The sequence below is a fragment of the Ohtaekwangia kribbensis genome, from assembly GCF_042676245.1.
Taxonomy (GTDB): domain Bacteria; phylum Bacteroidota; class Bacteroidia; order Cytophagales; family Cyclobacteriaceae; genus Ohtaekwangia; species Ohtaekwangia kribbensis.
In genome coordinates, this window is sequence record NZ_JBHTKA010000008.1 from 160940 (window position 1) to 180300 (window position 19361).

At 43.6% G+C, this 19361-nt stretch carries 24 protein-coding genes; 12 read left to right on the plus strand and 12 right to left on the minus strand.

What is annotated here, in order from left to right; translation table 11 throughout:
- The first annotated feature begins 36 nt into the window (after nucleotides 1-36).
- Complete coding sequence (locus ACFQ21_RS21405) at nucleotides 37-2484, plus strand: ABC transporter permease (RefSeq protein ID WP_377582445.1); 2448 nt, start codon at nucleotides 37-39, stop codon at nucleotides 2482-2484.
- A gap of 7 nt (nucleotides 2485-2491) precedes the next feature.
- Here the strand turns inward: ACFQ21_RS21405 and ACFQ21_RS21410 are convergent, their stop codons facing one another.
- Entirely contained in the window at nucleotides 2492-3958 is a 1467-nt protein-coding gene (locus tag ACFQ21_RS21410) for a flavin monoamine oxidase family protein (protein ID WP_377582447.1), read from the minus strand.
- Between the two features lie 60 nt (nucleotides 3959-4018).
- Between ACFQ21_RS21410 and ACFQ21_RS21415 the strand changes: the two genes are divergently transcribed.
- The 3 genes from ACFQ21_RS21415 to ACFQ21_RS21425 are packed head-to-tail and all read left to right on the plus strand — an operon-like array spanning nucleotide 4019 to nucleotide 6214.
- Nucleotides 4019-4561, plus strand: coding sequence for an AAA family ATPase (locus ACFQ21_RS21415; RefSeq protein WP_377582450.1), 543 nt, complete (start codon nucleotides 4019-4021; stop codon nucleotides 4559-4561).
- The gene (locus ACFQ21_RS21420) at nucleotides 4558-5796 is read left to right on the plus strand and encodes an MFS transporter (RefSeq protein WP_377582453.1); all 1239 of its coding nucleotides are present in this window, start codon (nucleotides 4558-4560) and stop codon (nucleotides 5794-5796) included. The genes ACFQ21_RS21415 and ACFQ21_RS21420 overlap by 4 nt, the downstream gene beginning before the upstream one ends.
- Nucleotides 5797-5812: 16 nt before the next feature.
- Entirely contained in the window at nucleotides 5813-6214 is a 402-nt protein-coding gene (locus ACFQ21_RS21425) for a DUF2721 domain-containing protein (protein ID WP_377582456.1), read from the plus strand.
- Between the two features lie 73 nt (nucleotides 6215-6287).
- Here ACFQ21_RS21425 and ACFQ21_RS21430 read toward each other — a convergent pair whose 3' ends face one another.
- Nucleotides 6288-6581, minus strand: a complete 294-nt coding sequence (locus ACFQ21_RS21430; protein WP_377582459.1) for a hypothetical protein — start codon at nucleotides 6579-6581, stop codon at nucleotides 6288-6290.
- A gap of 194 nt (nucleotides 6582-6775) precedes the next feature.
- On the opposite strand from ACFQ21_RS21430, the gene ACFQ21_RS21435 reads away from it, so the two are divergent.
- The gene (locus ACFQ21_RS21435) at nucleotides 6776-7873 is read left to right on the plus strand and encodes a sensor histidine kinase (protein WP_377582461.1); all 1098 of its coding nucleotides are present in this window, start codon (nucleotides 6776-6778) and stop codon (nucleotides 7871-7873) included.
- The gene (locus tag ACFQ21_RS21440; protein WP_377582464.1) at nucleotides 7870-8586 is read left to right on the plus strand and encodes a LytR/AlgR family response regulator transcription factor; all 717 of its coding nucleotides are present in this window, start codon (nucleotides 7870-7872) and stop codon (nucleotides 8584-8586) included. The genes ACFQ21_RS21435 and ACFQ21_RS21440 overlap by 4 nt, the downstream gene beginning before the upstream one ends.
- Before the next feature lie 204 nt (nucleotides 8587-8790).
- Here ACFQ21_RS21440 and ACFQ21_RS21445 read toward each other — a convergent pair whose 3' ends face one another.
- The 6 genes from ACFQ21_RS21445 to ACFQ21_RS21470 all read right to left on the minus strand — a co-directional run bounded on the left by ACFQ21_RS21445 (nucleotide 8791) and on the right by ACFQ21_RS21470 (nucleotide 13707).
- Complete coding sequence (locus tag ACFQ21_RS21445) at nucleotides 8791-8961, minus strand: hypothetical protein (RefSeq protein WP_377582467.1); 171 nt, start codon at nucleotides 8959-8961, stop codon at nucleotides 8791-8793.
- A gap of 133 nt (nucleotides 8962-9094) precedes the next feature.
- The gene (locus tag ACFQ21_RS21450) at nucleotides 9095-9256 is read right to left on the minus strand and encodes a nucleotidyl transferase AbiEii/AbiGii toxin family protein (RefSeq protein WP_377582470.1); all 162 of its coding nucleotides are present in this window, start codon (nucleotides 9254-9256) and stop codon (nucleotides 9095-9097) included.
- A 147-nt stretch (nucleotides 9257-9403) separates the two neighbouring features.
- Nucleotides 9404-9496, minus strand: a complete 93-nt coding sequence (locus tag ACFQ21_RS21455) for a DUF6922 domain-containing protein (protein WP_377584039.1) — start codon at nucleotides 9494-9496, stop codon at nucleotides 9404-9406.
- A 130-nt stretch (nucleotides 9497-9626) separates the two neighbouring features.
- On the minus strand, nucleotides 9627-10634 hold the full coding sequence (hemH, locus tag ACFQ21_RS21460) for a ferrochelatase (RefSeq protein ID WP_377582473.1): 1008 nt from the start codon (nucleotides 10632-10634) through the stop codon (nucleotides 9627-9629).
- An 80-nt stretch (nucleotides 10635-10714) separates the two neighbouring features.
- Complete coding sequence (locus ACFQ21_RS21465; protein WP_377582476.1) at nucleotides 10715-11881, minus strand: hypothetical protein; 1167 nt, start codon at nucleotides 11879-11881, stop codon at nucleotides 10715-10717.
- The gene (locus ACFQ21_RS21470) at nucleotides 11878-13707 is read right to left on the minus strand and encodes a PAS domain S-box protein (protein WP_377582479.1); all 1830 of its coding nucleotides are present in this window, start codon (nucleotides 13705-13707) and stop codon (nucleotides 11878-11880) included. Before ACFQ21_RS21470 ends, ACFQ21_RS21465 begins: the two co-directional genes overlap by 4 nt.
- Before the next feature lie 310 nt (nucleotides 13708-14017).
- On the opposite strand from ACFQ21_RS21470, the gene ACFQ21_RS21475 reads away from it, so the two are divergent.
- Complete coding sequence (locus tag ACFQ21_RS21475) at nucleotides 14018-14419, plus strand: YdeI/OmpD-associated family protein (RefSeq protein WP_377582482.1); 402 nt, start codon at nucleotides 14018-14020, stop codon at nucleotides 14417-14419.
- A 15-nt stretch (nucleotides 14420-14434) separates the two neighbouring features.
- Here ACFQ21_RS21475 and ACFQ21_RS21480 read toward each other — a convergent pair whose 3' ends face one another.
- Nucleotides 14435-14896, minus strand: a complete 462-nt coding sequence (locus ACFQ21_RS21480; protein ID WP_377582485.1) for a hypothetical protein — start codon at nucleotides 14894-14896, stop codon at nucleotides 14435-14437.
- A gap of 136 nt (nucleotides 14897-15032) precedes the next feature.
- On the opposite strand from ACFQ21_RS21480, the gene ACFQ21_RS21485 reads away from it, so the two are divergent.
- A complete protein-coding gene (locus ACFQ21_RS21485; RefSeq protein WP_377582488.1) occupies nucleotides 15033-15371 on the plus strand; it encodes a helix-turn-helix domain-containing protein in 339 nt (112 codons plus the stop codon).
- An 81-nt stretch (nucleotides 15372-15452) separates the two neighbouring features.
- Here the strand turns inward: ACFQ21_RS21485 and ACFQ21_RS21490 are convergent, their stop codons facing one another.
- Nucleotides 15453-15863, minus strand: coding sequence for a hypothetical protein (locus ACFQ21_RS21490; protein WP_377582491.1), 411 nt, complete (start codon nucleotides 15861-15863; stop codon nucleotides 15453-15455).
- A gap of 125 nt (nucleotides 15864-15988) precedes the next feature.
- Between ACFQ21_RS21490 and purN the strand changes: the two genes are divergently transcribed.
- Complete coding sequence (gene purN / locus ACFQ21_RS21495) at nucleotides 15989-16567, plus strand: phosphoribosylglycinamide formyltransferase (RefSeq protein ID WP_377582493.1); 579 nt, start codon at nucleotides 15989-15991, stop codon at nucleotides 16565-16567.
- Here the strand turns inward: purN and ACFQ21_RS21500 are convergent.
- Nucleotides 16564-17019: an acyl-CoA thioesterase gene (locus ACFQ21_RS21500; protein ID WP_377582496.1), complete on the minus strand. Its 456-nt coding sequence runs from the start codon at nucleotides 17017-17019 to the stop codon at nucleotides 16564-16566. The genes purN and ACFQ21_RS21500 overlap by 4 nt on opposite strands.
- A gap of 41 nt (nucleotides 17020-17060) precedes the next feature.
- Nucleotides 17061-17537, minus strand: coding sequence for a DUF456 domain-containing protein (locus ACFQ21_RS21505; protein WP_377582498.1), 477 nt, complete (start codon nucleotides 17535-17537; stop codon nucleotides 17061-17063).
- A gap of 43 nt (nucleotides 17538-17580) precedes the next feature.
- On the opposite strand from ACFQ21_RS21505, the gene gloA2 reads away from it, so the two are divergent.
- Genes gloA2 through ACFQ21_RS21520 form a run of 3 tightly spaced genes read left to right on the plus strand, consistent with a single transcriptional unit; the run spans nucleotide 17581 to nucleotide 19269 of the window.
- Entirely contained in the window at nucleotides 17581-17970 is a 390-nt protein-coding gene (gene gloA2 / locus ACFQ21_RS21510; protein ID WP_377582501.1) for an SMU1112c/YaeR family gloxylase I-like metalloprotein, read from the plus strand.
- A gap of 6 nt (nucleotides 17971-17976) precedes the next feature.
- Complete coding sequence (locus ACFQ21_RS21515) at nucleotides 17977-18588, plus strand: LpxA family transferase (protein ID WP_377582504.1); 612 nt, start codon at nucleotides 17977-17979, stop codon at nucleotides 18586-18588.
- A gap of 30 nt (nucleotides 18589-18618) precedes the next feature.
- Complete coding sequence (locus tag ACFQ21_RS21520) at nucleotides 18619-19269, plus strand: DUF4230 domain-containing protein (RefSeq protein ID WP_377582507.1); 651 nt, start codon at nucleotides 18619-18621, stop codon at nucleotides 19267-19269.
- Nucleotides 19270-19361: the final 92 nt, after the last annotated feature.

Consider the following 19361-nt stretch of genomic DNA (forward strand, 5'->3'; position numbering starts at 1 on the left):
TATTGCATTTCTGAAAATTACCAGAGAACTTTTGCTATGCTGAAAAATTACCTGCGCATTGCCATCCGAAGCCTGATCAAACAAAAGGTCTACACCATCATTAATGTACTGGGCCTTTCAACTGGTATAGCCAGTTGTATTTTGATCGTTATGTTTGTTACCAATGAGTTCTCATACGACTCATTCCACTCCAATGCCGACAACATTTATAAAGTCGCATTGGAGCGAAAGTATCCGAATCATTCTACCAACTATGCCATCATTCCTCACTCGTATGCCGATGTGATGCAACACGATTTCCCTGAAATTGCCAGTGTGGTCAAGATGGGCGGACCGATCAACCAGGTTGTAGTAAACTATAAAGATGAACGTGATGAAGTAAAGCAATTTGAAGAAGACTTTATCATGGCTGCTGATTCCAACTTCTTTACTTTCTTCAGTATTCGTGTTTTGAAGGGCGATCCAAAAAAAGTATTACTGCAACGGAATGATGTAGTGCTTACAGAGGAAACAGCGAAGCGATACTTTGGCAATAACGATCCTGTTGGCAAAACAATCCGAATGTTCAACCAGGATTTTCACGTAAGTGGCATATGTGAAAATATACCCGATAACTCGCATTTCAAATTTGACTTCCTTTCCAAGTGGGATGATAATTTCTTCGGTGGTGGCAATCAAAGTAACTTCACAACTTTCTCAGCGCATGTATATATACAATTGAAACCCGGGGCAGATGCCAAGGCGCTGCAAACTAAATTGCCGAAGATGGTTGACACTTACGCTGCTGCACAGATAGAGCGCGACCTCGGCAAGTCATGGGAAGACTATAAAAAAGAAGGAAACGGGTATACATATTTTCTGCAACCTCTGAAATCAATTCATCTTGACCCGCGTAACATCGAAGCAAAGATGCAGCCCGGTGGTAATCTTAACTATGTATACTTCCTTATATCGGTAGCAGTACTCATACTCGTTATAGCCTGTATCAATTTTATGAATCTTGCTACAGCACGCTCGGCCGAGCGTGCGCGTGAAGTTGGTGTACGCAAAACCATGGGCTCACTGAAGAGTCAACTGGTATTTCAATTCCTCACAGAGTCCATTGTGCTAAGTTTATTTGCTACCGCACTTGCGCTCACCATAACATGGTTTGCACTTCCCTATTTCAACAACCTCGTTGACAAACATCTTACACTTGATTTCACAGGTTTACTGCCCCTTGCTTTGCTCGGTATAGCATTGGTCGTTGGTTTTCTTGCAGGCAGTTATCCTGCATTCGCGCTGTCATCATTCAATCCGGTTGTTGTTATGAAAGGTAATTTTACCAGCAACACAAAAGGTACGTGGTTACGCAATGGTCTCGTTGTATTTCAGTTCTTTATTTCTATTGTACTGATAGTAGGCACTATGGTAGTAGCAGAGCAGATGCAGTATATGCAGAACAAATCGCTGGGGTATGACAAAGAACAGATGCTGGTTATTGAACGCGTATTCGCATTGGAAAATAACGCCCGAACATTTACCGAGGAAGTAAAACGCATCGGGAATGTTGAGAAAGCTGCGACCTCATTTTCACTACTCGGAAGACAAGGCGATTTCTTTGGTGCGCAATTTACTCCGGAAGGATCATCTGAAATACTCACAACAAAAACGATGGGTATAGATGATACATTTGCCGAGACCGTTGGATTTGAATTTACTGAAGGACATGGTTTCTCCGAATCAACTAACGATTCATTGTCTATCATTCTCAACGAGGCCGCTGTGAAAACGCTAGATATAGCAGACCCGATCGGTAAAAAATTATTGCAGGTGCAACGCACGCAGCAAGGCAATGTAACGGTACAGTATACCATTATCGGCATCATTAAAGATTTTAATTTTCAGTCGCTGCGCGATCCGGTTACACCACTTACCATTCAAAGCAACGAGAGCTTCGGTGGCGGTGCGGCCTATACATACGCACGCGTTAAAGGTAAAAATGCAACGACTGTTATAAGCGATATTGAAGCTGCCTGGAAAAAATTAGCACCTGATCAACCTTTCAAGTACCAGTTCCTTGATCAGAACCTGAATGCGCAATATGAATCGGAACAACGAGCCGGAAAAGTGTTCGCTATATTTTCAGGGCTGGCCATTATTATAGCTTGCGTAGGTCTCTTCGGACTCGCAGCCTATACAGCAAACCTGCGCACAAAAGAAATTGGTATACGCAAAGTATTGGGTGCATCCGTAGGAGGCATTGTTGTATTGCTGTCAAAAGATTTCACAAAACTGATTGTGATAGCCTTTATACTGGCAACACCCTTTGCATGGTATATGATGGATAACTGGCTGCAAAATTTTGCATACCGTATTCAACTCGGTGTAGGCATATTTCTATTGGCAGGTGTTATAGCGTTGCTGATCGCCTGGATCACCGTAAGCTATCAATCCATTAAAGCAGCTATTGTAAACCCCGTAAAATCGTTGAAGAACGAATAACCCAAACCTATATCAGTGTAATGGTCTCCATTACCTCTGAGGCAGCACGGTCAGCAGATTGAATAGCACCGCTGATCGTGCCTGCATCGCCCGCTATATCGGTTGCCTCTCCGGCAAAAAATACTTTACCGTTCACCGATTCTGATAATGAAATCCGATCTGCATTGCTTCCACCGGGCTTAACATAGGAAGCGCCTCCGCGGATATAAGGCACCTTTGTCCAATCCATAATGACAGACAGAACATTATTCGAGGCATCTCTCCGCACATTTTCAGTAGCCTGTCCGTTGAATACAGCATCCAGCTCTGCCAGTATAACAGGCACCATCTCTTTACCTTTAGCTGACAGCTCTTGCGCCCTGGCACCTTGTATCGTTATGTCCAACGTTTTTTGCATGGCATCGCGCCCTATACCTGCATTGAAATATTCGGGAGCTTGTGCGCCTCCGTAAATAAATGCGCTGTCCATGCCCCAGAAATTCTTTTTGAATTCCAGACGTACACGAATACTGGCTTCCATATCCATACGACTCAGTGCCGTTGCTTTTGCTGAAGGAAGTGAAGGTGTAAACGCTATAGTATTCGCTTTGAGTATAGAGACCGGCACTGACACAACCAAACGATCGACTTCAGCGGTAAATGCTTCCGTTCCATTCTTTACACCGGTGAGCGTAATTTTATCTCCGGTATAATTCACGCTTTGTATAGCGCTGTTTAACTCAACGTAAGGTATAACATTGCTGAATCGCGAAAGCACAGCATCTTCCATCGGGTTTGCCTGAAGTATATATTGCTTGTCGTTTCGCGTTCTTAAGGCAATTGCCTCAGCCAATGCTTTTACTCCCAGCACATCGTTCGATGTACCGGCTTTATTTCCAACCCACGAATTAAGAATAGTATACATGCGCGCATTTATACCAGCACTCGCAATAGCCTGCTGCACTGAACCTGCTGATGAGTTTGAAGCAAGACCGGACACAAAATTCTTAGCCGCTATAAAATCAGCATCGCCCTGCAAATCAGCCGCAGTCTTAACGGAGCCGTCTACTATAAATATATCGCTGGCCTGCGTATAGATTTCAATAAGCGGTGCATTTAACTGATCGACTATTTTACCCCAGGCAGAATCAGAGCCTGAAATAAACGAAGCTCCAAACTCGGTTGGGAATTCACTCACCGGTAAATTATTCGGATCAAAAAGCAATGCATCGTCAGGCTGCGTGGTGCGTTGCATGGTGCGAACTCTTCCTCCTACACGACCCGATGCCTCGAACACTCTTACCGGAATACCGTTGCTGCGCAGAATATCTGCAGCATGTAAACCAGCAGCACCTGCACCAATCACTCCTACTACACCGTTATACCTCACAGAAGGTGTAGCATCATCTTCCTTACACGCAGTTAACAGGGATGGCAACATCAAGCCAGCCGAAAATCCAAGACCGATATGCCGTAATGCTTTTCTTCGCTTCACCGGTAAATGTTTATGTGTATTCCTAAAAAAATTCCGGGAAATATAAACGATTTTCGCATTATGAATGCTTTCAATCTGCCCACTGTGAAGAAAGTGGCGATAATCGGTCCGGAGTGCACGGGGAAATCCGATCTCTCTAAATTTCTTGCAGAACACTTTCATACCACCTGGGTACCCGAATATGCACGTGGCTATATTGGCAACCTGGTGCGACCGTATGTGGAAAACGATCTGTTAACCATAGCACATGGCCAGCTGCGATTGGAAGAAGAATGGACGCGTGATGCAAATCAGGTATTGATCTGCGATACCAACCTCTACGTGATTAAAGTATGGAGTGAATTCAAATACGGAAGTTGTCACCCGGATATACTTCACCAGATTGCTACGCGCAAGTATGACCTATATATGTTAACGTATGTAGACTTACCCTGGGAAGAAGATCCGCAGCGTGAGCATCCCAATCAGCGTGAAGAACTTTACCAGCTATACCTTAACGAAATGAAAAATCAGCCCGTGCCATACGTTGAAATTCGTGGCGAACGCGAGCAACGCAGAAAGCTGGCAGTAGATGCAATTGAAAAGATTCTTACAACAGTATGAGTACAACCTCCTCTCCATACGCAGCACTAAAAATCAGAGACTACCGGTATTTTATTTCAGCACGCTTCTGCACCACACTGGCTATACAGATACAAGCCGTAGTAGTAGCGTGGCAGGTATATGAAATAACAAAAGACCCGCTATCCCTCGGACTCATCGGACTTGCTGAAGCTATACCATCCATCAGTGTATCGCTATATGCGGGGCACGTGGCGGATGTCGTTCAGCGTAAACGAATTATACTGCTATGCCTGAGCACATTATTTCTCTGCTCATTCAGTCTTCTTTTTTTCACCCTTGAACCCGGGCAGTTTCTTCTCGACTTTGGTGTGCTCCCCATCTATACGGTCATTTTCATCAGTGGCATAGCGCGTGGGTTTATGACACCCGCGCTGTTCGCGTTCATGCCTCAACTGGTGCCACGCGAATTATATAGTAACGCGATTACATGGAACAGCACGTTGTGGGAAACCGCTTCCCTATCCGGACCTCCCCTCGGAGGATTGCTCTATGGATTTTTCGGAATTTCTGTTGCGTATACAACAGATGTGCTACTGGTTTTAGCAGGCCTCATGCTCGCCTTTATGGTGAGCGATAAACCATTGCCACCCACTACAACCGAAGAAGGCATCGTTGAGAAAATCAAGGCCGGGCTACGGTTTGTTTATAACAACAAGATTGTATTGAGTGCTATATCGCTCGACTTGTTCGCTGTACTGTTTGGTGGCGCTGTTGCGCTCCTTCCAATCTTTGCAGATACTATACTTCATGTTGGTAAAGTAGGACTTGGGTTTCTGCGCGCTGCACCGGGTGTAGGTGCGTTGCTGATGGCGTTATACCTGGTACACCATCCGATCAGGCAAAATGCCGGTAAGCTTTTACTATATTGTGTTGCAGGCTTTGGTGTTTGTATTATACTCTTTGGTCTTTCTACAAATTTCTGGATATCAATGTTCCTGTTGATGATGAGTGGTGTATTTGATTGTGTCAGCGTAATCATTCGCGGAACGTTATTACAGACGCTTACACCTGAGAATATGAAAGGACGTGTATCAGCAGTAAATCATATCTTCATCGGGTCTTCGAATGAGATCGGGATGTTTGAATCCGGACTTGCGGCCAGTATGTTGGGCGTTGTGCGCTCGGTAATCTTTGGTGGTTTTATGACCTTGGTGGTTGTAGGGGCCACAAGCTGGTTCTCCAAATCGCTGCGCACGCTGCAGCGTGTTGAATAATATACTATATATACTTATGACACAGATCTCCATTAATACACCGGCACTTCTCTTTCCTGCTATTACATTGTTGATGCTGGCGTATACCAATCGCTTTCTGGCTTTGGCTACACTCATTCGTAACCTGCACGCGAAGTATAAAACCATCCAGGAGAATCACGAGATCATTCGTGCACAGATACGAAATCTTAAACTCAGACTTATGCTTGTTAAGCACATGCAGGCTGCTGGTATCACCAGTTTCTTCTTCTGTGTACTCAGCATGCTTTTCTTTTACCTGGAGTATGAAACCTGGGCTATCACTATATTTGGATTAAGTCTCATATTTCTTTTGCTGTCGCTGGCACTTTCCTTGAATGAAATATACATCAGCACAAAAGCACTTGAGATCGAGTTGAAGGATATGGAAGAAGAATAGCCATACATTGATGCTATAGCTATAGCAAAAAAAGCCCGGCCATCTCGTAGCCGGGCGAACCATTTAATCTAAATCAAATCGATCGTTTCGACTTGTTCCTTTTGGATGTGCTGGCCACACGATCCTGATAATTTTTAAGCAGTTGGTTAAGCTTGCGCTGATGCTTTGGTTTAGTAACATCAATGCGTACATGATCCATCGCTACTTCATGCACCAGTTGATTGTTGTGGTTATAGAATCGCACTACTGAGTAATTTTTAATCTGCGTATTGGTTTCTACCACCCAGTAAAGTGATTTGTCCTGCTGACTAAACGCTGACACTGTTATAGTCAGTATCGCGGCTGTAAGGGTTAATATTCGTTTCATAGTAAAAGGGTCTTTTAGTAATGAAATACGGAATAGACGCCTCTCGATTTTCACAGATAAGACCGATGCATCGTGTTTCTAGACCGGCATGCCTGGAACTTCGATTAAAATATTCCGTCTACGATTCCTCCATTTTCGTCTACAAACCGTAATGGAATCAAACTTTAATCAGTCGATCGAGTATGTTTATAGATATGGATAGTTTCTTTTCCAGACTTGTCTTGTCGAACAAAACCAGTTACCGGTTAGGCAGGCACGCCTTATTCTGGACTGTCTGCTGGGCGTTCCAGGGTTTCATTTACGGCTTTTACTATATAGAAGGTCGTGCCACGAACTTCTTTGCTATATCCTACATAGAGTCGTTCATATACCTGCCACAGCACATGTTTCTGAGCTATGCCATTATATACTATGTGTTGCCGTATATAATTTTTCGCGATCGGTATTGGGTTGGTTTTGTCTGGGTAATCGCCCTAATACTTATCGCAGCAGCCTTGTCACCTGTCGTGAATTATTACCTGATCACGCCTTTGCGGATATATCTCCATCACCCCGTCAAGGCCATGACATTCTTCTTCTCCTTCATGGGTGGTTTACGTGGTTCGATGACGATCGCAGGCTTTGCCGTTGCCATCAAACTGATCAAGCACTGGTATCAAAAGAAAATCGAGACCGAGCAACTCGAAAAGGAGCGCATAAAAGCGGAACTGGAAATTCTGAAAGGACAAATCCATCCGCACTTCATGTTCAACACACTGAACAGTATATATTCACTCGCCTTAAAAAAATCAGACGAAACTCCGGAAGCTATTCTCAAGCTCTCCAAGCTGATGCGATATATACTCACGGATTGTACAAACATTACGGTTAATCTCGGCAAAGAAGTTGAAGTGCTGCTTCACTATATCGAACTGGAGAAAGGCAGGTTTGGCAGCCGACTGGATATATCGGTAAACATAAAAGGTGACATTGAAAAAAATGCCATTGCACCGCTTCTACTATTGCCCTTCCTGGAAAACAGTTTCAAACATGGCGCTAATGAAATGATTGAGCAAGCTTGGATGAGTCTGGACTTGCAGGTAAACGAAACCGCGCTGAAGTTCAAACTAATCAACGGCAGAGCTATTGATCACAACAATCCAAACTCCATACACATGGGGTTACAAAATGTAAAAAAACGACTTCAATTATTATATCCTAATGCACACGAACTTCGTATTACCGAAGACGCAGATACTTTTGTAGTATCGCTGGCTATAGAACTCGGCTCGATCAAACTTATCGAAACATGACCCCCAAACTCCGTTGTCTGCTGGTGGATGATGAACCACCAGCGTTAGACATCCTGCGCACCTATATTGATGCTACTCCTATGCTCGAGATTGCCGGGGAGTGTCATCATGCTATGGCGGCCTTTGAGTTTATTCAGAACAATTCGGTAGACCTGATCTTCCTTGATATAAACATGCCCAAGTTAACAGGCATCGATTTTCTGCGCGCGCTGCCTTCACCTCCCAAGGTAATTTTTACTACCGCCCATCGCGATTACGCAGTAGATGGTTTTGAGTTAGGTGCGGTTGATTATCTTTTGAAGCCGTATTCGCTCGATCGTTTTTTACGCGCGGTGCATCGTGCTATAAATCCGGAGCAGAAGCATGCTGCATCCAATAAAGAAACGCTCACAACCGAAACAGAGCGCTTTCTCTATGTGCGTGCTGATCGTAAAATGGTAAAGATCATGGTCGATGAGATTCGCTATATCGAAAGTCTCAAGGATTATGTTCGCATCTTCCTCCCCGACCGACAGGTAATCACCAAGCAAACTATAACAGCGTTAGAAGAAATGCTGCCGGAGCACGACTTCACTCGTATTCATCGTTCATTTATAGTGGCTATGAATAAGATTGATTCTTATAATCTGAATGCAGTCTTCATTGGCAAAACGGAGTTGCCGGTGGGGCCGCTATATAAGCATGAGCTTGCGAAGAAATTGGGAGGGCATTGAACTATATACTCAGAGCAAAGAAACAGCTTGCTGCATTTCAGCTCTTATTAGATCCCAGTGCTTTTGTTTCAGACATACCGGATCCGGCACTTGCTCAGCAATTTCAAAGTTTAACATTCCCTTGATAACAGCCTGTACTTCGTTGCAAGGATATTTCTTTGAATATCCTTCAAGCAAATGCACGAGGCTATACTGTTCAAAAATTCAGACATATCCCAAAAATCTTTTTTCCGTCCTCCTCTTGAGATCCAATTTCATCAAAGCTATTTCTTCTATGGTAGCAAAGCGAATATTTTCAATTTCTAAAACAGTATATATAAACTCTGCTTCAGTCCAATTTAGAATATGTGCTTTGATTAAAGTTTCGTCAGCCATTCCAAGATGTAATGCAAACCAAAATTATTATCGAGATCAACAGGCAGATTTAAAATTGAATCATCATTAATTACGTAGGGAATCACTCCTCTGATATCATTTTCAATTGCCACAAAATTCAGAGATCCATACACTACAGAAGCAAACATATCGCGATATCTTCTGATATCCGATGTCCCCTTAAAAGGCTCAGCGCAGTACCACCAACAAGTCTGAATGAAGTTAATGAAGGAACCTTCATTACTATTCTTAGTATTTGGAGTAGTTCCTCACTTGTTGTGAAGGCGTGAAGCATGAAAATTGATTAGAAGAAAGATTAAAAAGTTTTTGAGCAACAGCAATAGCACGTGGCTGTAATGAACTAGCGTGGGGCAGCGAATCTATTATTCTCGATCCACCAAAGTACTTGATGATCTCATATATATCTTGCTCCGTACCGCGTTCAAAAAATTCGGATTATAGCAAAATCAGCAAAACGCTCCAGGTCCAGCTTTTCAAGATCAATATCCCAAAAAGCCGCACGAGATAATTTCAGAGTAACTCTATTTGATGCTCATAAGGCCATTGCTTCCTTACTAGTATTAAAGTTACAAAAGTTCAAATAAACTACGTAGCAGCAGAAAATGCTTCGTCCCCCTTACGCACGCCTTTGAAACAGATATATATTATTTCGCCAATACCAACTCTTTCAAACACTTAATCCAAAGCGGATGGTCGTTGAGGCTTTCTACCAGTTGTACTTTTTCACCTTTGTGTTCGGTGAAGATTTCCTGGTATTCGTCTCCGATCTCGATTATAGTTTCGAGGCAATCGGCAGTAAAGGCTGGCGAGAATACAAGAATTTTTTTCATTCCTTTATCTCCACATTGGCGAACCACTTCATCGGAGAAAGGCTTGAGCCACTTTTGATCGAGTCGTGACTGGAAACAAACGGTATATTTCTCCTGGGGTATATTTAGTTTAGCAGCAAGCAGGCGCGTAGTGGCGTAACAGGTTGCTTTATAGCAGTATCTGTTTTCTTCCGTGATCTCGTGCTCGCAGTCGTGATCTGAACATAGCCCCTCGTCATATACTTTATCAACCTGGCGCTCGGGCAGACCGTGGTACGAAAAAAGCACGTGATCGTATTCGTTGATATTATACTTTCTGCCACGCTCGGCAAAAGCTTCTATATACGATGGATGATCAAAGTATTGGCTAACAAATTTAAGCTCCGGTATAACCCACCATTTACTTACAACACGCATCACTTCTTCCAATGCTGACCCGGTAGAAGCTGAAGCATACTGCGGGAACATAGTAACAACAATAATGCGCTCATAATTTTTCTTACGCATCGTTTCCAGCACGTTCGGTATAGAAGGATTTTTATAGCGCATCGCGAGATGAACTTCGTATGTGCTGTCGAGTTGTTCTTGTAATAAATCTCTGGCACGTTCACTATAGTATAGCAGAGGCGAACCGTTTTCTGTCCACAACTTCTGGTAGATCTTGGCAGACTTGGGTGCGCGAAACGGAACGATGATGAGGTTCACCAGCATTTTGCGCAGCAACCACGGTATGTCGATTACACGCGGATCGTTTAGAAACTGAGAAAGGTATGAACGCACATGGCCTACAGAAGGACTGTCGGGCGTGCCGAGATTGATAAGAAGAACTCCGGTTTTATTCATGACTGAAAACTTCGCGTTGCAAGTAAGCGAATAACATTATGCGACAAAAGAAGTTTATGGAAACGAGAAAACTTCTGCACCTATTTTAAAATTGGTGCACGCCTGAACGGCTTCGTTTCATCAAAAAGTTTACGATACGTGGCATGACGTTTTGATAGTTCCGCGCCAACCTGTTCTACCACCAGTATCATCTTCGGATTGAAGTCACCAATCCAGTTCAATTCGTACTGCTCATAGCGCGCATTGGGCTGCAATACATCGCGCGCGTTGATGATCATCGCGCCATCCAAGCCTTTACCCTGATGCTCCGGAACAACCCCGAACAAAATACCAAATGCTTTTTTATTGGTGCGTCTGAACGTATGCCAGATGAATTTCAATTTACCCAACCAGTCTAGCTTGCCATTTACATACTTGAATATCTGGTTGATCTCCGGCAGCGACAGGAAGAATGATACCGGTTCACCTTTATAAAAACCAAAGTATAGCAACTTCTCATCCATGATCGGCTTCATCTGTTTTACGAGCACTTTTGCCTGCGCCATGGTAAGCTCCGGATTTTCCGAACGATTAGCCCATGCGCGGTTATATACCGTCATCAGATATTCCGGCAGCTTTTCAAATTCACTTTTCCGCAGGTAGCGGAAATCGTAATCAGGATCTTTTCGTGCTATCTCCGCCTTCTCGGAAAGTCGCGGATGCAACGGTCCCTGTATGCTTCGTGCATACGTGAACTGATAGAAATAGACCTGGAAACCGTATGCTTCAAAGAAATCTTTGTAATACGGAAAATTATAGTTGCACTGGTAGTTAGGTTCACGGTCGAATCCTTCAATCAATAAGCCCCACCAACGATCACGGCTTCCGAAGTTAACCGGGCCATCCATCGCTTCCATGCCTTTTGCCTGTAGCCATGCTTTACACTGATCGAAGAGTAAAAATGCAGCATCCTGATTGTTGATGCATTCGAAAAAACCCATTCCGCCAGTAGGCTGGTCGTTGCCTTTATGAACAATCTTTTCATTTACGAAAGCCGCCACACGACCAATGGTTTCGCCTTCTTTATTCTGAAGAATCCAGCGGGTACACGTGCCGTGGCGAAACGCTTTGTTTTTTTCAGGATCAAAAACACTTTCAATGTCCTGGTCGAGCGGACGAATCCACGCAGGTTCATTCTTATAAAGCTTAACGGGTAGCAGCAGAAATTCGCGTGCCAGCTGCGGGGTAGTTACTTCAATGATCTTCATTTGTGTTCTTCTACAACTTGAGATTTGGATGCAGGCACAAAGCTACTGATCCTGTTAGGAAGAACAATGCTGAAACGCGTTCCCTGGTTTACTTTGCTGGCTACCGAAATCTGGCCGCCCAGCTTTTCAACTGCATTCTTAACGATATATAGACCTATACCGGAACCATCGGATTGCTCGGTGGCACGGTAAAACATTTCGAAAATTTTTGCCAGGTTAACATCATCTATACCGATACCATTGTCGGCAAAAACAATTTCGGCATGGTGATTATCAACCCGTATTTTCACATTGATCTCGGCTGTGCTGATATTTAACTGACGATATTTTACTGCGTTGGAGATCAGGTTACGGAAGATCTCGGATATCCTCCACGGGTCGCTATAAAATTCAACACCATCAATCCTCACATTGCGAACCATTTCCTTGGCACCTTCCAGGTAATTCAAATCTTCAAAAGTGCGATCGATGATGTGTTCAAAATCCACCTTGCTGGTAGTGACATCCATCTTCAGGTTCTTCGAGTGACTTAATACATCGCCAATGAAATGATCGAGGTGCTGCACCTTTTCACCGATGATATCGATATAATCCATCGGATTGTCGGTATTACCGGGCAGTCGCGCAAGATTTACCAGGCCCAGTATAGAGGAAAGGGGCGCACGCAGATCGTGCGATACCTTGTATACAAAATTATCCAGCTCGGTATTCCGGATTTTCAATTCCTCTTCTACTTTTTTGCGATCGGTAAAATCTACATATACACCATATATACCTATAGTCTGGTTATCCAGCATTACGGGCATACCGTATAGTATAACGTTTACCAGCTTACCGTTTCTATTCTTGCGTATAGTCTCAATGCTTACGATACGATTAGCCGTAATCAGATTGTTCAGGTCTACCCCTTCGTGTACCAGTTCTTCCGGAACAATAAAATCATTTATACTCTTGCCTTTGAGTTCATCCAGCGCAAAGCCGAACATCTCTTCAAAGCCTTTATTTACCTGCTCAACTTTACCCTGCTCATTCAGCAATACAACCGCCATCGGTATATTTTGAAAGAGCTGTGCGAGTAATGTCTCATTCTTCTTGATGCGCTCTTCTGTTTGCTTTCGTTCGGTTATATCACGAAAGATTACTTGCATACAGGGTTCGCCCTGAAATGTAAAGGGTGATGACATCGTTTCCACATCAATCACTTTTCCATCCATGCGTATATACTGTTGCTCTACCATAGGAGCCAACAGACCAGCAGTCTCTTTCATTCTGCGCGCCAAACGCTGATGATAATCGGGATGCACGAAGTTCAATACATCGGTACCAATCAGTTCATCAGATTTTTTGCACGCCAGAATCTGGTATGCCTGCGAATTTGCAAAAACAAGTTTACCCTGCTTGTGTACTACTATACCAATCGGCAATCTGTCAACAAGCGATAAATAGCGTTGCTCGCTTTCACGCGCAAGTTCTTTACGCTCCGTTATATCTTGTATTACGCCACGCCTGATGATGATACCATCGGGTCTTAACTCATGATTTGATTTTACTTCCACCCAGATTATATTTTCCTTTACCCGCATACGCCCTTCCCAATTCCAATCTCTGCCCTCTTCTATGCTGAGTGCTGAAGTTTCCTGCTGCGACTCACGGTCATCTTCATGAATGAGAGAATCCAATACAAAAGCATCGGCCAGTATAACTTCCGGTGCGAGTCCCAAAATGCTTTCACTCGATTCACTCACATAAGTGAATCTCGGTTGACCATCCGGGTAGATTGTGTATTCGTAAATGACCGCGGGGAGATGCCTGATAAGATCCTGCATATATATTTATACTGGCAAACTCGTTGACATAGGTTAATGACAGGGTCTTGGCTTTGGGTTCAAGCCTTGCAAGATAATTCTATACGCCTAACAAAACAACGGCCTGTTTTTAGTTTGTCAAACTTTTATGTGGTACAAAGGTCCAAAACGAGGCATTTTGTTTTGAAAACGTGATTTTTCAGATGCAGAATGAATAAATTTACTTCGATATATTTTTTACCGATGCGTGCGTCTGTTAAACAAGTGTTTAAAGCAATACTGGAAAACCCGGATTCTTCGATGGACGCGGCCTATGTGTCCATTCCGTTTGATGTCGAAAAAAGTATACGGCACCAAAGGCCAGGTAAAGGTAAAAGCATGGTTCGATGGCGTGTCGTATCGCGGTGTATTAGCCAACATGGGAACAGGCTTCCATGTAATTCTGGTACGAAAAGATATTCGTGCTGCTATTGGTAAAAACGTTGGTGACACAATACGCGTAGAAATTGAGCGAGACACGGAAGAGCGTGTTGTTGAAATGCCTGAGCCGCTCATAAAAGTACTTGCCCGGAATAAAAAAGCCGCTATTTTTTTTGAGACACTCAGCTATACCAACCGAAAGGAATATGCACACTGGGTCAGCGAAGCAAAGAAAGAGGAAACACGTACCAAACGCCTTGAAGCAACGATAGAGAAATTACTGGCAGGTAAAAAGAATCCGTCAGAAAAGTAATTTGAGACAATAGTTTTACAACGTTGTCATCTTGCGAAGCCAGTGCCGTGCTTCACGCATGGAATCAAAATATTGGACAGTCATAAGGCGCGGATCTTCCGTCATCTCGCGAATGGTCATCTGGGTAAATTTGCTGGCGGGCATTACAATGGCCAGAAAACGAACCCCTGCACGCTCCATGGCGGGCATAACGTTCGTTTTGAAGTAATGTACATCTTCATCCAGCACCGGTCCTGCTGTGCGACTATCCGTGAGCATGTGCAGTTTAGGATAGTTACGGATCTCCCGCTGCATTAACTCCAACCGCTTTTTCTGGACAAAGTTATAGTGCTCGCTGTAACGCGGTACTCCATTTAACGTAAGACGAACGCATGGGATTGAGTCGTCCAATTCGATGGTAGCGTATTCATCTTGGTAAAAAGCTTTTACCATACATTCAGAACTACTAAGGGTCGAAGCAAATTCTGCAAAGCTCATATATTGCTTTGGTTATGTAATTTTAACGACAATTTACGAAGACGTAAAACCCTTGGTTACAATTGTAACCCAACTGATTACAAAGCGTATATTAAGACTTTATCATCCGATCGTTCACAAAAAAAATAGTTGGATCATGGGATATGTTGAAATAGGCCCCAAAATCAAGGAAGTATTTGACCATCGCCAAATGAAGCTCACCGATTTTGCCGATGAACTGGGAACGGTACGCCAGAATGTCTATCGCATTTTCCGCAAGCGCCATCTCGATACAGGTTTGCTGCTTCGCATTTCGCAGGTGCTCAACCACGATTTCTTTCAGTACTACTCAAATGAGCCTGCACAAACGGACAAAAACGGCAACCATTCATCCGAAACAGAATACCAACGGCAACTCGAGCTCTCGCGCAAGGAAATCGACTACCTGCGCAGAATCATTAAACTGATGGAAGAGAAATCTGTATTGATTCGCTAATGATACACACGCGAATTCAATAACAAAGGCTGCTCATCATCATGAACAGCCTCAGTATATAGGTATATATTTACCTTAATGTTATTGCAAGCGCTCGATGCGGGTAGCAAAATATTTAGTATCACCTCGCCACGGGAAACGCGCATATCGTTTTACAAAGTATAGATTTACCCGCTCGCCACTAAGGGCTACAGTTTGCAGTTGCTTGATCAGATCTTTATCGCTCTTCTCAACCGAAAAGTCAAACGACTCTGCTATAGGACTGGTCCCCTTCAGCGCACCGAACGTTTCAAGGTTGATTTTCCCTTCGTAGGTTTTAAACATCACGCCCTTCTCGCTAATGCGCAGAATCTTTCCGGCCATTACGCCATCTTCATAAGTACCCCAGTATAAAAATGAAAAGGTGATAACACCACCCAGTATCACTAAGATGATTATAGCGCGGATCACTTTTTTTGTTGTACGTTTTACTTTTTCGCCAAAGGTTTCCATAACAGTAACAAGGTAGATTTACAGGTTAAAGTTAATCGCTTCGCTGTGAATCGCGATGTGCTATAGTCATAATTTTATTTATAGCAGGTGCAACGAATAGTAACGCTGCGTTATCTTTGCGACCTATGTCTGAGAAATATCGTCTGGCGATTTTTGCTTCCGGCAACGGAACCAATGCTGAAGAGATCTTTAAGTACTTTCAAAATCATCCCTCCATTGAAGTTGTTCTTTTGTTGAGCAACAATCCGCAGGCGTTTGCATTACAACGGGCACGCAACTTTGGTGTTGATGCTAAAGTATTCGACAGACCGCAGTTCAAAGAAAGCACTGTTGTACTGGACTGGTTACACCAAAAGAAAGTTACTCACGTTGTACTGGCCGGGTTCCTCTGGCTTATACCATCGTACCTGATACAAGCTTATCCTCACCACATCATCAATATCCATCCGGCTCTTTTACCCAACCATGGTGGTAAAGGAATGTATGGCATGAAAGTACATGAAGCGGTTAAGCTTGGCGGTGATGTTAAGACGGGCATCACGATTCATGCTGTAGATGACAAGTACGATGAAGGCGAGATCATTTTTCAGGCAACATGCCCGGTGCACGCAGATGATACACCGGAGCAGATAGCCGACAAAGTACATCAGCTCGAATACAAGCATTATCCTGAAGTAATCGAGCGATGGGTATTCGGTAATTAGGCTTTCTTCTCTTCACGAATAATCCACTCGAATGTGGCTGCGCGAGGAAATTCGCTGAAGATCGACTGGATATACTCATCTGGCGTTATAAGCTTTCTTTTTTCAAGATCGAGCCAGGCACCTTCCACGGTAACGTTAGCCGCCAATGTATTATCGAGTTTCAAAAAATTATGACGAAGGCTCCAACGCGCGAAATCTTTCGTAGCCTTAATCAACTCTACATCCAGCGTAAGCTTGTCGTCCAGTGTAATTTCTCTTTTGAAAACAGCTTCTTCACGAAACAAGATCGGACCTATTTTAAGTAACTCCAGTTTTTGTGTAGTGATACCGTGTTCTGAAAGAAAAATCATACGCGCCATCGCTCCATAATCATAATACGCAGAGTGGCGCAGGTGACGGTTCTGATCTATATCAGCCCATCGGATTTGAATCGGGAGACTAAAGTTTGCCATATCGTTATTTTCACTATTGTTGCAAGGTATATATTTATTCATCAACCTATCAGGCTTGCTACAAAATACCAGCACATCACAAAGCATACAACAAGTTTCAGCAGCGTGCCAAACAGAAAACCGATGAACGACCCGAAGGCTGCACGCAAGGCCTGCGATGAATTGGCGTTGGCCATTACCTCGCCTATAAAGGCACCTATAAACGGGCCTATAATTATACCCCACGGTCCGGTGAATATACCTACGAGCAAGCCGAGTGTACAACCCCACACACCATACTTGCTGCCGCCAAACTTTTTGGTTCCGTAGAGTGGTATAACATAATCCAGCACCGTTATAACAACCGTAATTACTCCCCATATAATCAGAAACTTTGTTGTGAATGGAGGCTCTGTTCTTAACTGCAGCAACACCATACCGACAAAACACAACGGTGGGCCTGGCAGTAATGGAAGAATACAACCGGCCAACCCCGCCAGCATGAAAATTATCCCGAGAACGATGCAAAGTATGTCCATGATGAACAAAAAATAATGAAATTTAAGTTGATAATTACTTCACATGCTGCAACTGGAAAACGTTCACCACATCGCCATTATCTGCTCTGACTATGCAGTGTCTAAAAAATTCTATACCGAGGTACTTGGCTTTCGCGTGCTGGGAGAATATTACCGGGCTGAACGTAGATCCTATAAACTGGATCTGGCTCTTGGCGATCACTATACCATTGAGCTGTTTTCTTTTCCTGATCCACCACAGCGTGTATCGCGACCAGAAGCACGAGGCTTGCGTCATCTCGCATTTACAGTGCGCAATATCGATTCCGCAGTCGCGGAGCTAACAGCACACAACGTAGTAACAGAACCTATACGCGTGGATGAGTATACCGGCAAGCGTTTTACATTCTTCTCCGATCCTGATGGCCTTCCGCTTGAACTATATGAACAATAGTCAATCATGAATACAATCAACCTTCAGTCCTATACACCAAATTTCCTACAGATCTTCGCGCATCTGCAAGGCATCGCTCCGTGGGACATCACCACATCCGCATCCGTACATATTCTAGAAAAGATAAAGACGCTTTCCGGAGAATATACTATACGCGACCATGTTGCTATTCACAAGGACGCGCGCATTGAAGAACATGTTACTATAAAAAGTCCTGCCATCATTTCCGCTGGCTGCTTTATAGGAGCGCACGCTTATTTACGAGGTGGTGTATTTCTAGGAGAAGGCTGCAGCATCGGACCAGGCTGCGAAATAAAATCGAGTTTCATTATGCCTCACGCAGCCCTGGCTCATTTTAATTTTGCAGGCGACTCCATTGTAGGGTCAAAAGTAAATATGGAAGCAGGCTCTGTCATTGCCAATCATTACAACGAGCGAACCGACAAAGAGATTACTATATTGATTGATGGAAAAAAAATGGCCACTGGCATTACCAAGTTCGGAGCATTGGTTGGCGATGGAACAAAGATTGGGGCCAACGCAGTGTTGTCACCCGGCACAATTCTTTCTGTCAATTCCATTGTAAAGAGGCTTGAACTGGTAGAGCAGGTTAAATAGTATATAGAATAGCTTATATAGCAACGCGAAATGTTCTCAAACCGAAAAATCATACTCATCATTCTACTGCTGGTAACGTTAAGCATTACGGCTTATGTATTGATTGTATATATACCTACACAGGTTGCACAGCGCAGTTACGAAGGAGCCAAACAACTTGGTCGCGATTTTAAAGAGGCTTTTCAATTTACACCGGAGGTAACAGTTAATAACACCGTTGTCTTGCAACAGCAAACGCCTATATTGGAACTCGCCACTATATCTCAAAAATTTCAGCACAACTACGCGTGGACCAACACCTGGCTGAAGAGTACCAAGACTATTTCGATCACTGGCACCTTTGAGGCAAAGGCTGGCTTTGACCTCAACCAGAAGTTTACTATAAACATCAATGAAGAAAATGCAACCATTATACTCCCGCATCCAAAACTACTTTCACTGGAGTCAATGGGCGATATAAAATTCAAAGATGAACATGGGTGGTGGAATCCGATCAAGGCAGAAGATCGAACTGCGGCCATCAACGCATTCAACAACGATGCAAAGCGATATGCTGCACAGGCAGACTTTGTAAAGGAAGCTCAGCAAGCATTCGAAACTAAAATTCGCGAGATCATGAAGGCGCATGGGAAGAATGTTACCATTGAGTATTCGGGTGGGGAAAAGATTCTTTTTCCATAGCTGCGTTTTTTGTTGCCCGCAGAGGACGCTGATTTTCGCAGATATATTTTAACAGCATTTCAAAATATATAGTGCAGGCAACCTGCAAGTGA

Excerpts from the sequence above, each read along its gene's own strand:
- ACFQ21_RS21405 (WP_377582445.1), top strand. The coding sequence starts at position 37 with ATGCTGAAAAATTACCTGCGCATTGCCATCCGAAGCCTGATCAAACAA.
- ACFQ21_RS21415 (WP_377582450.1), top strand. The coding sequence starts at position 4,019 with ATGAATGCTTTCAATCTGCCCACTGTGAAGAAAGTGGCGATAATCGGT.
- ACFQ21_RS21420 (WP_377582453.1), top strand. The coding sequence starts at position 4,558 with ATGAGTACAACCTCCTCTCCATACGCAGCACTAAAAATCAGAGACTAC.
- ACFQ21_RS21425 (WP_377582456.1), top strand. The coding sequence starts at position 5,813 with ATGACACAGATCTCCATTAATACACCGGCACTTCTCTTTCCTGCTATT.
- ACFQ21_RS21430 (WP_377582459.1), bottom strand. The coding sequence starts at position 6,581 with ATGAAACGAATATTAACCCTTACAGCCGCGATACTGACTATAACAGTG.
- ACFQ21_RS21435 (WP_377582461.1), top strand. The coding sequence starts at position 6,776 with ATGGATAGTTTCTTTTCCAGACTTGTCTTGTCGAACAAAACCAGTTAC.
- ACFQ21_RS21440 (WP_377582464.1), top strand. The coding sequence starts at position 7,870 with ATGACCCCCAAACTCCGTTGTCTGCTGGTGGATGATGAACCACCAGCG.
- ACFQ21_RS21445 (WP_377582467.1), bottom strand. The coding sequence starts at position 8,961 with ATGGCTGACGAAACTTTAATCAAAGCACATATTCTAAATTGGACTGAA.
- ACFQ21_RS21450 (WP_377582470.1), bottom strand. The coding sequence starts at position 9,256 with ATGCTTCACGCCTTCACAACAAGTGAGGAACTACTCCAAATACTAAGA.
- hemH (WP_377582473.1), bottom strand. The coding sequence starts at position 10,634 with ATGAATAAAACCGGAGTTCTTCTTATCAATCTCGGCACGCCCGACAGT.
- ACFQ21_RS21465 (WP_377582476.1), bottom strand. The coding sequence starts at position 11,881 with ATGAAGATCATTGAAGTAACTACCCCGCAGCTGGCACGCGAATTTCTG.
- ACFQ21_RS21470 (WP_377582479.1), bottom strand. The coding sequence starts at position 13,707 with ATGCAGGATCTTATCAGGCATCTCCCCGCGGTCATTTACGAATACACA.
- ACFQ21_RS21475 (WP_377582482.1), top strand. The coding sequence starts at position 14,018 with ATGTCGAAAAAAGTATACGGCACCAAAGGCCAGGTAAAGGTAAAAGCA.
- ACFQ21_RS21480 (WP_377582485.1), bottom strand. The coding sequence starts at position 14,896 with ATGAGCTTTGCAGAATTTGCTTCGACCCTTAGTAGTTCTGAATGTATG.
- ACFQ21_RS21485 (WP_377582488.1), top strand. The coding sequence starts at position 15,033 with ATGGGATATGTTGAAATAGGCCCCAAAATCAAGGAAGTATTTGACCAT.
- ACFQ21_RS21490 (WP_377582491.1), bottom strand. The coding sequence starts at position 15,863 with ATGGAAACCTTTGGCGAAAAAGTAAAACGTACAACAAAAAAAGTGATC.
- purN (WP_377582493.1), top strand. The coding sequence starts at position 15,989 with ATGTCTGAGAAATATCGTCTGGCGATTTTTGCTTCCGGCAACGGAACC.
- ACFQ21_RS21500 (WP_377582496.1), bottom strand. The coding sequence starts at position 17,019 with ATGGCAAACTTTAGTCTCCCGATTCAAATCCGATGGGCTGATATAGAT.
- ACFQ21_RS21505 (WP_377582498.1), bottom strand. The coding sequence starts at position 17,537 with ATGGACATACTTTGCATCGTTCTCGGGATAATTTTCATGCTGGCGGGG.
- gloA2 (WP_377582501.1), top strand. The coding sequence starts at position 17,581 with ATGCTGCAACTGGAAAACGTTCACCACATCGCCATTATCTGCTCTGAC.
- ACFQ21_RS21515 (WP_377582504.1), top strand. The coding sequence starts at position 17,977 with ATGAATACAATCAACCTTCAGTCCTATACACCAAATTTCCTACAGATC.
- ACFQ21_RS21520 (WP_377582507.1), top strand. The coding sequence starts at position 18,619 with ATGTTCTCAAACCGAAAAATCATACTCATCATTCTACTGCTGGTAACG.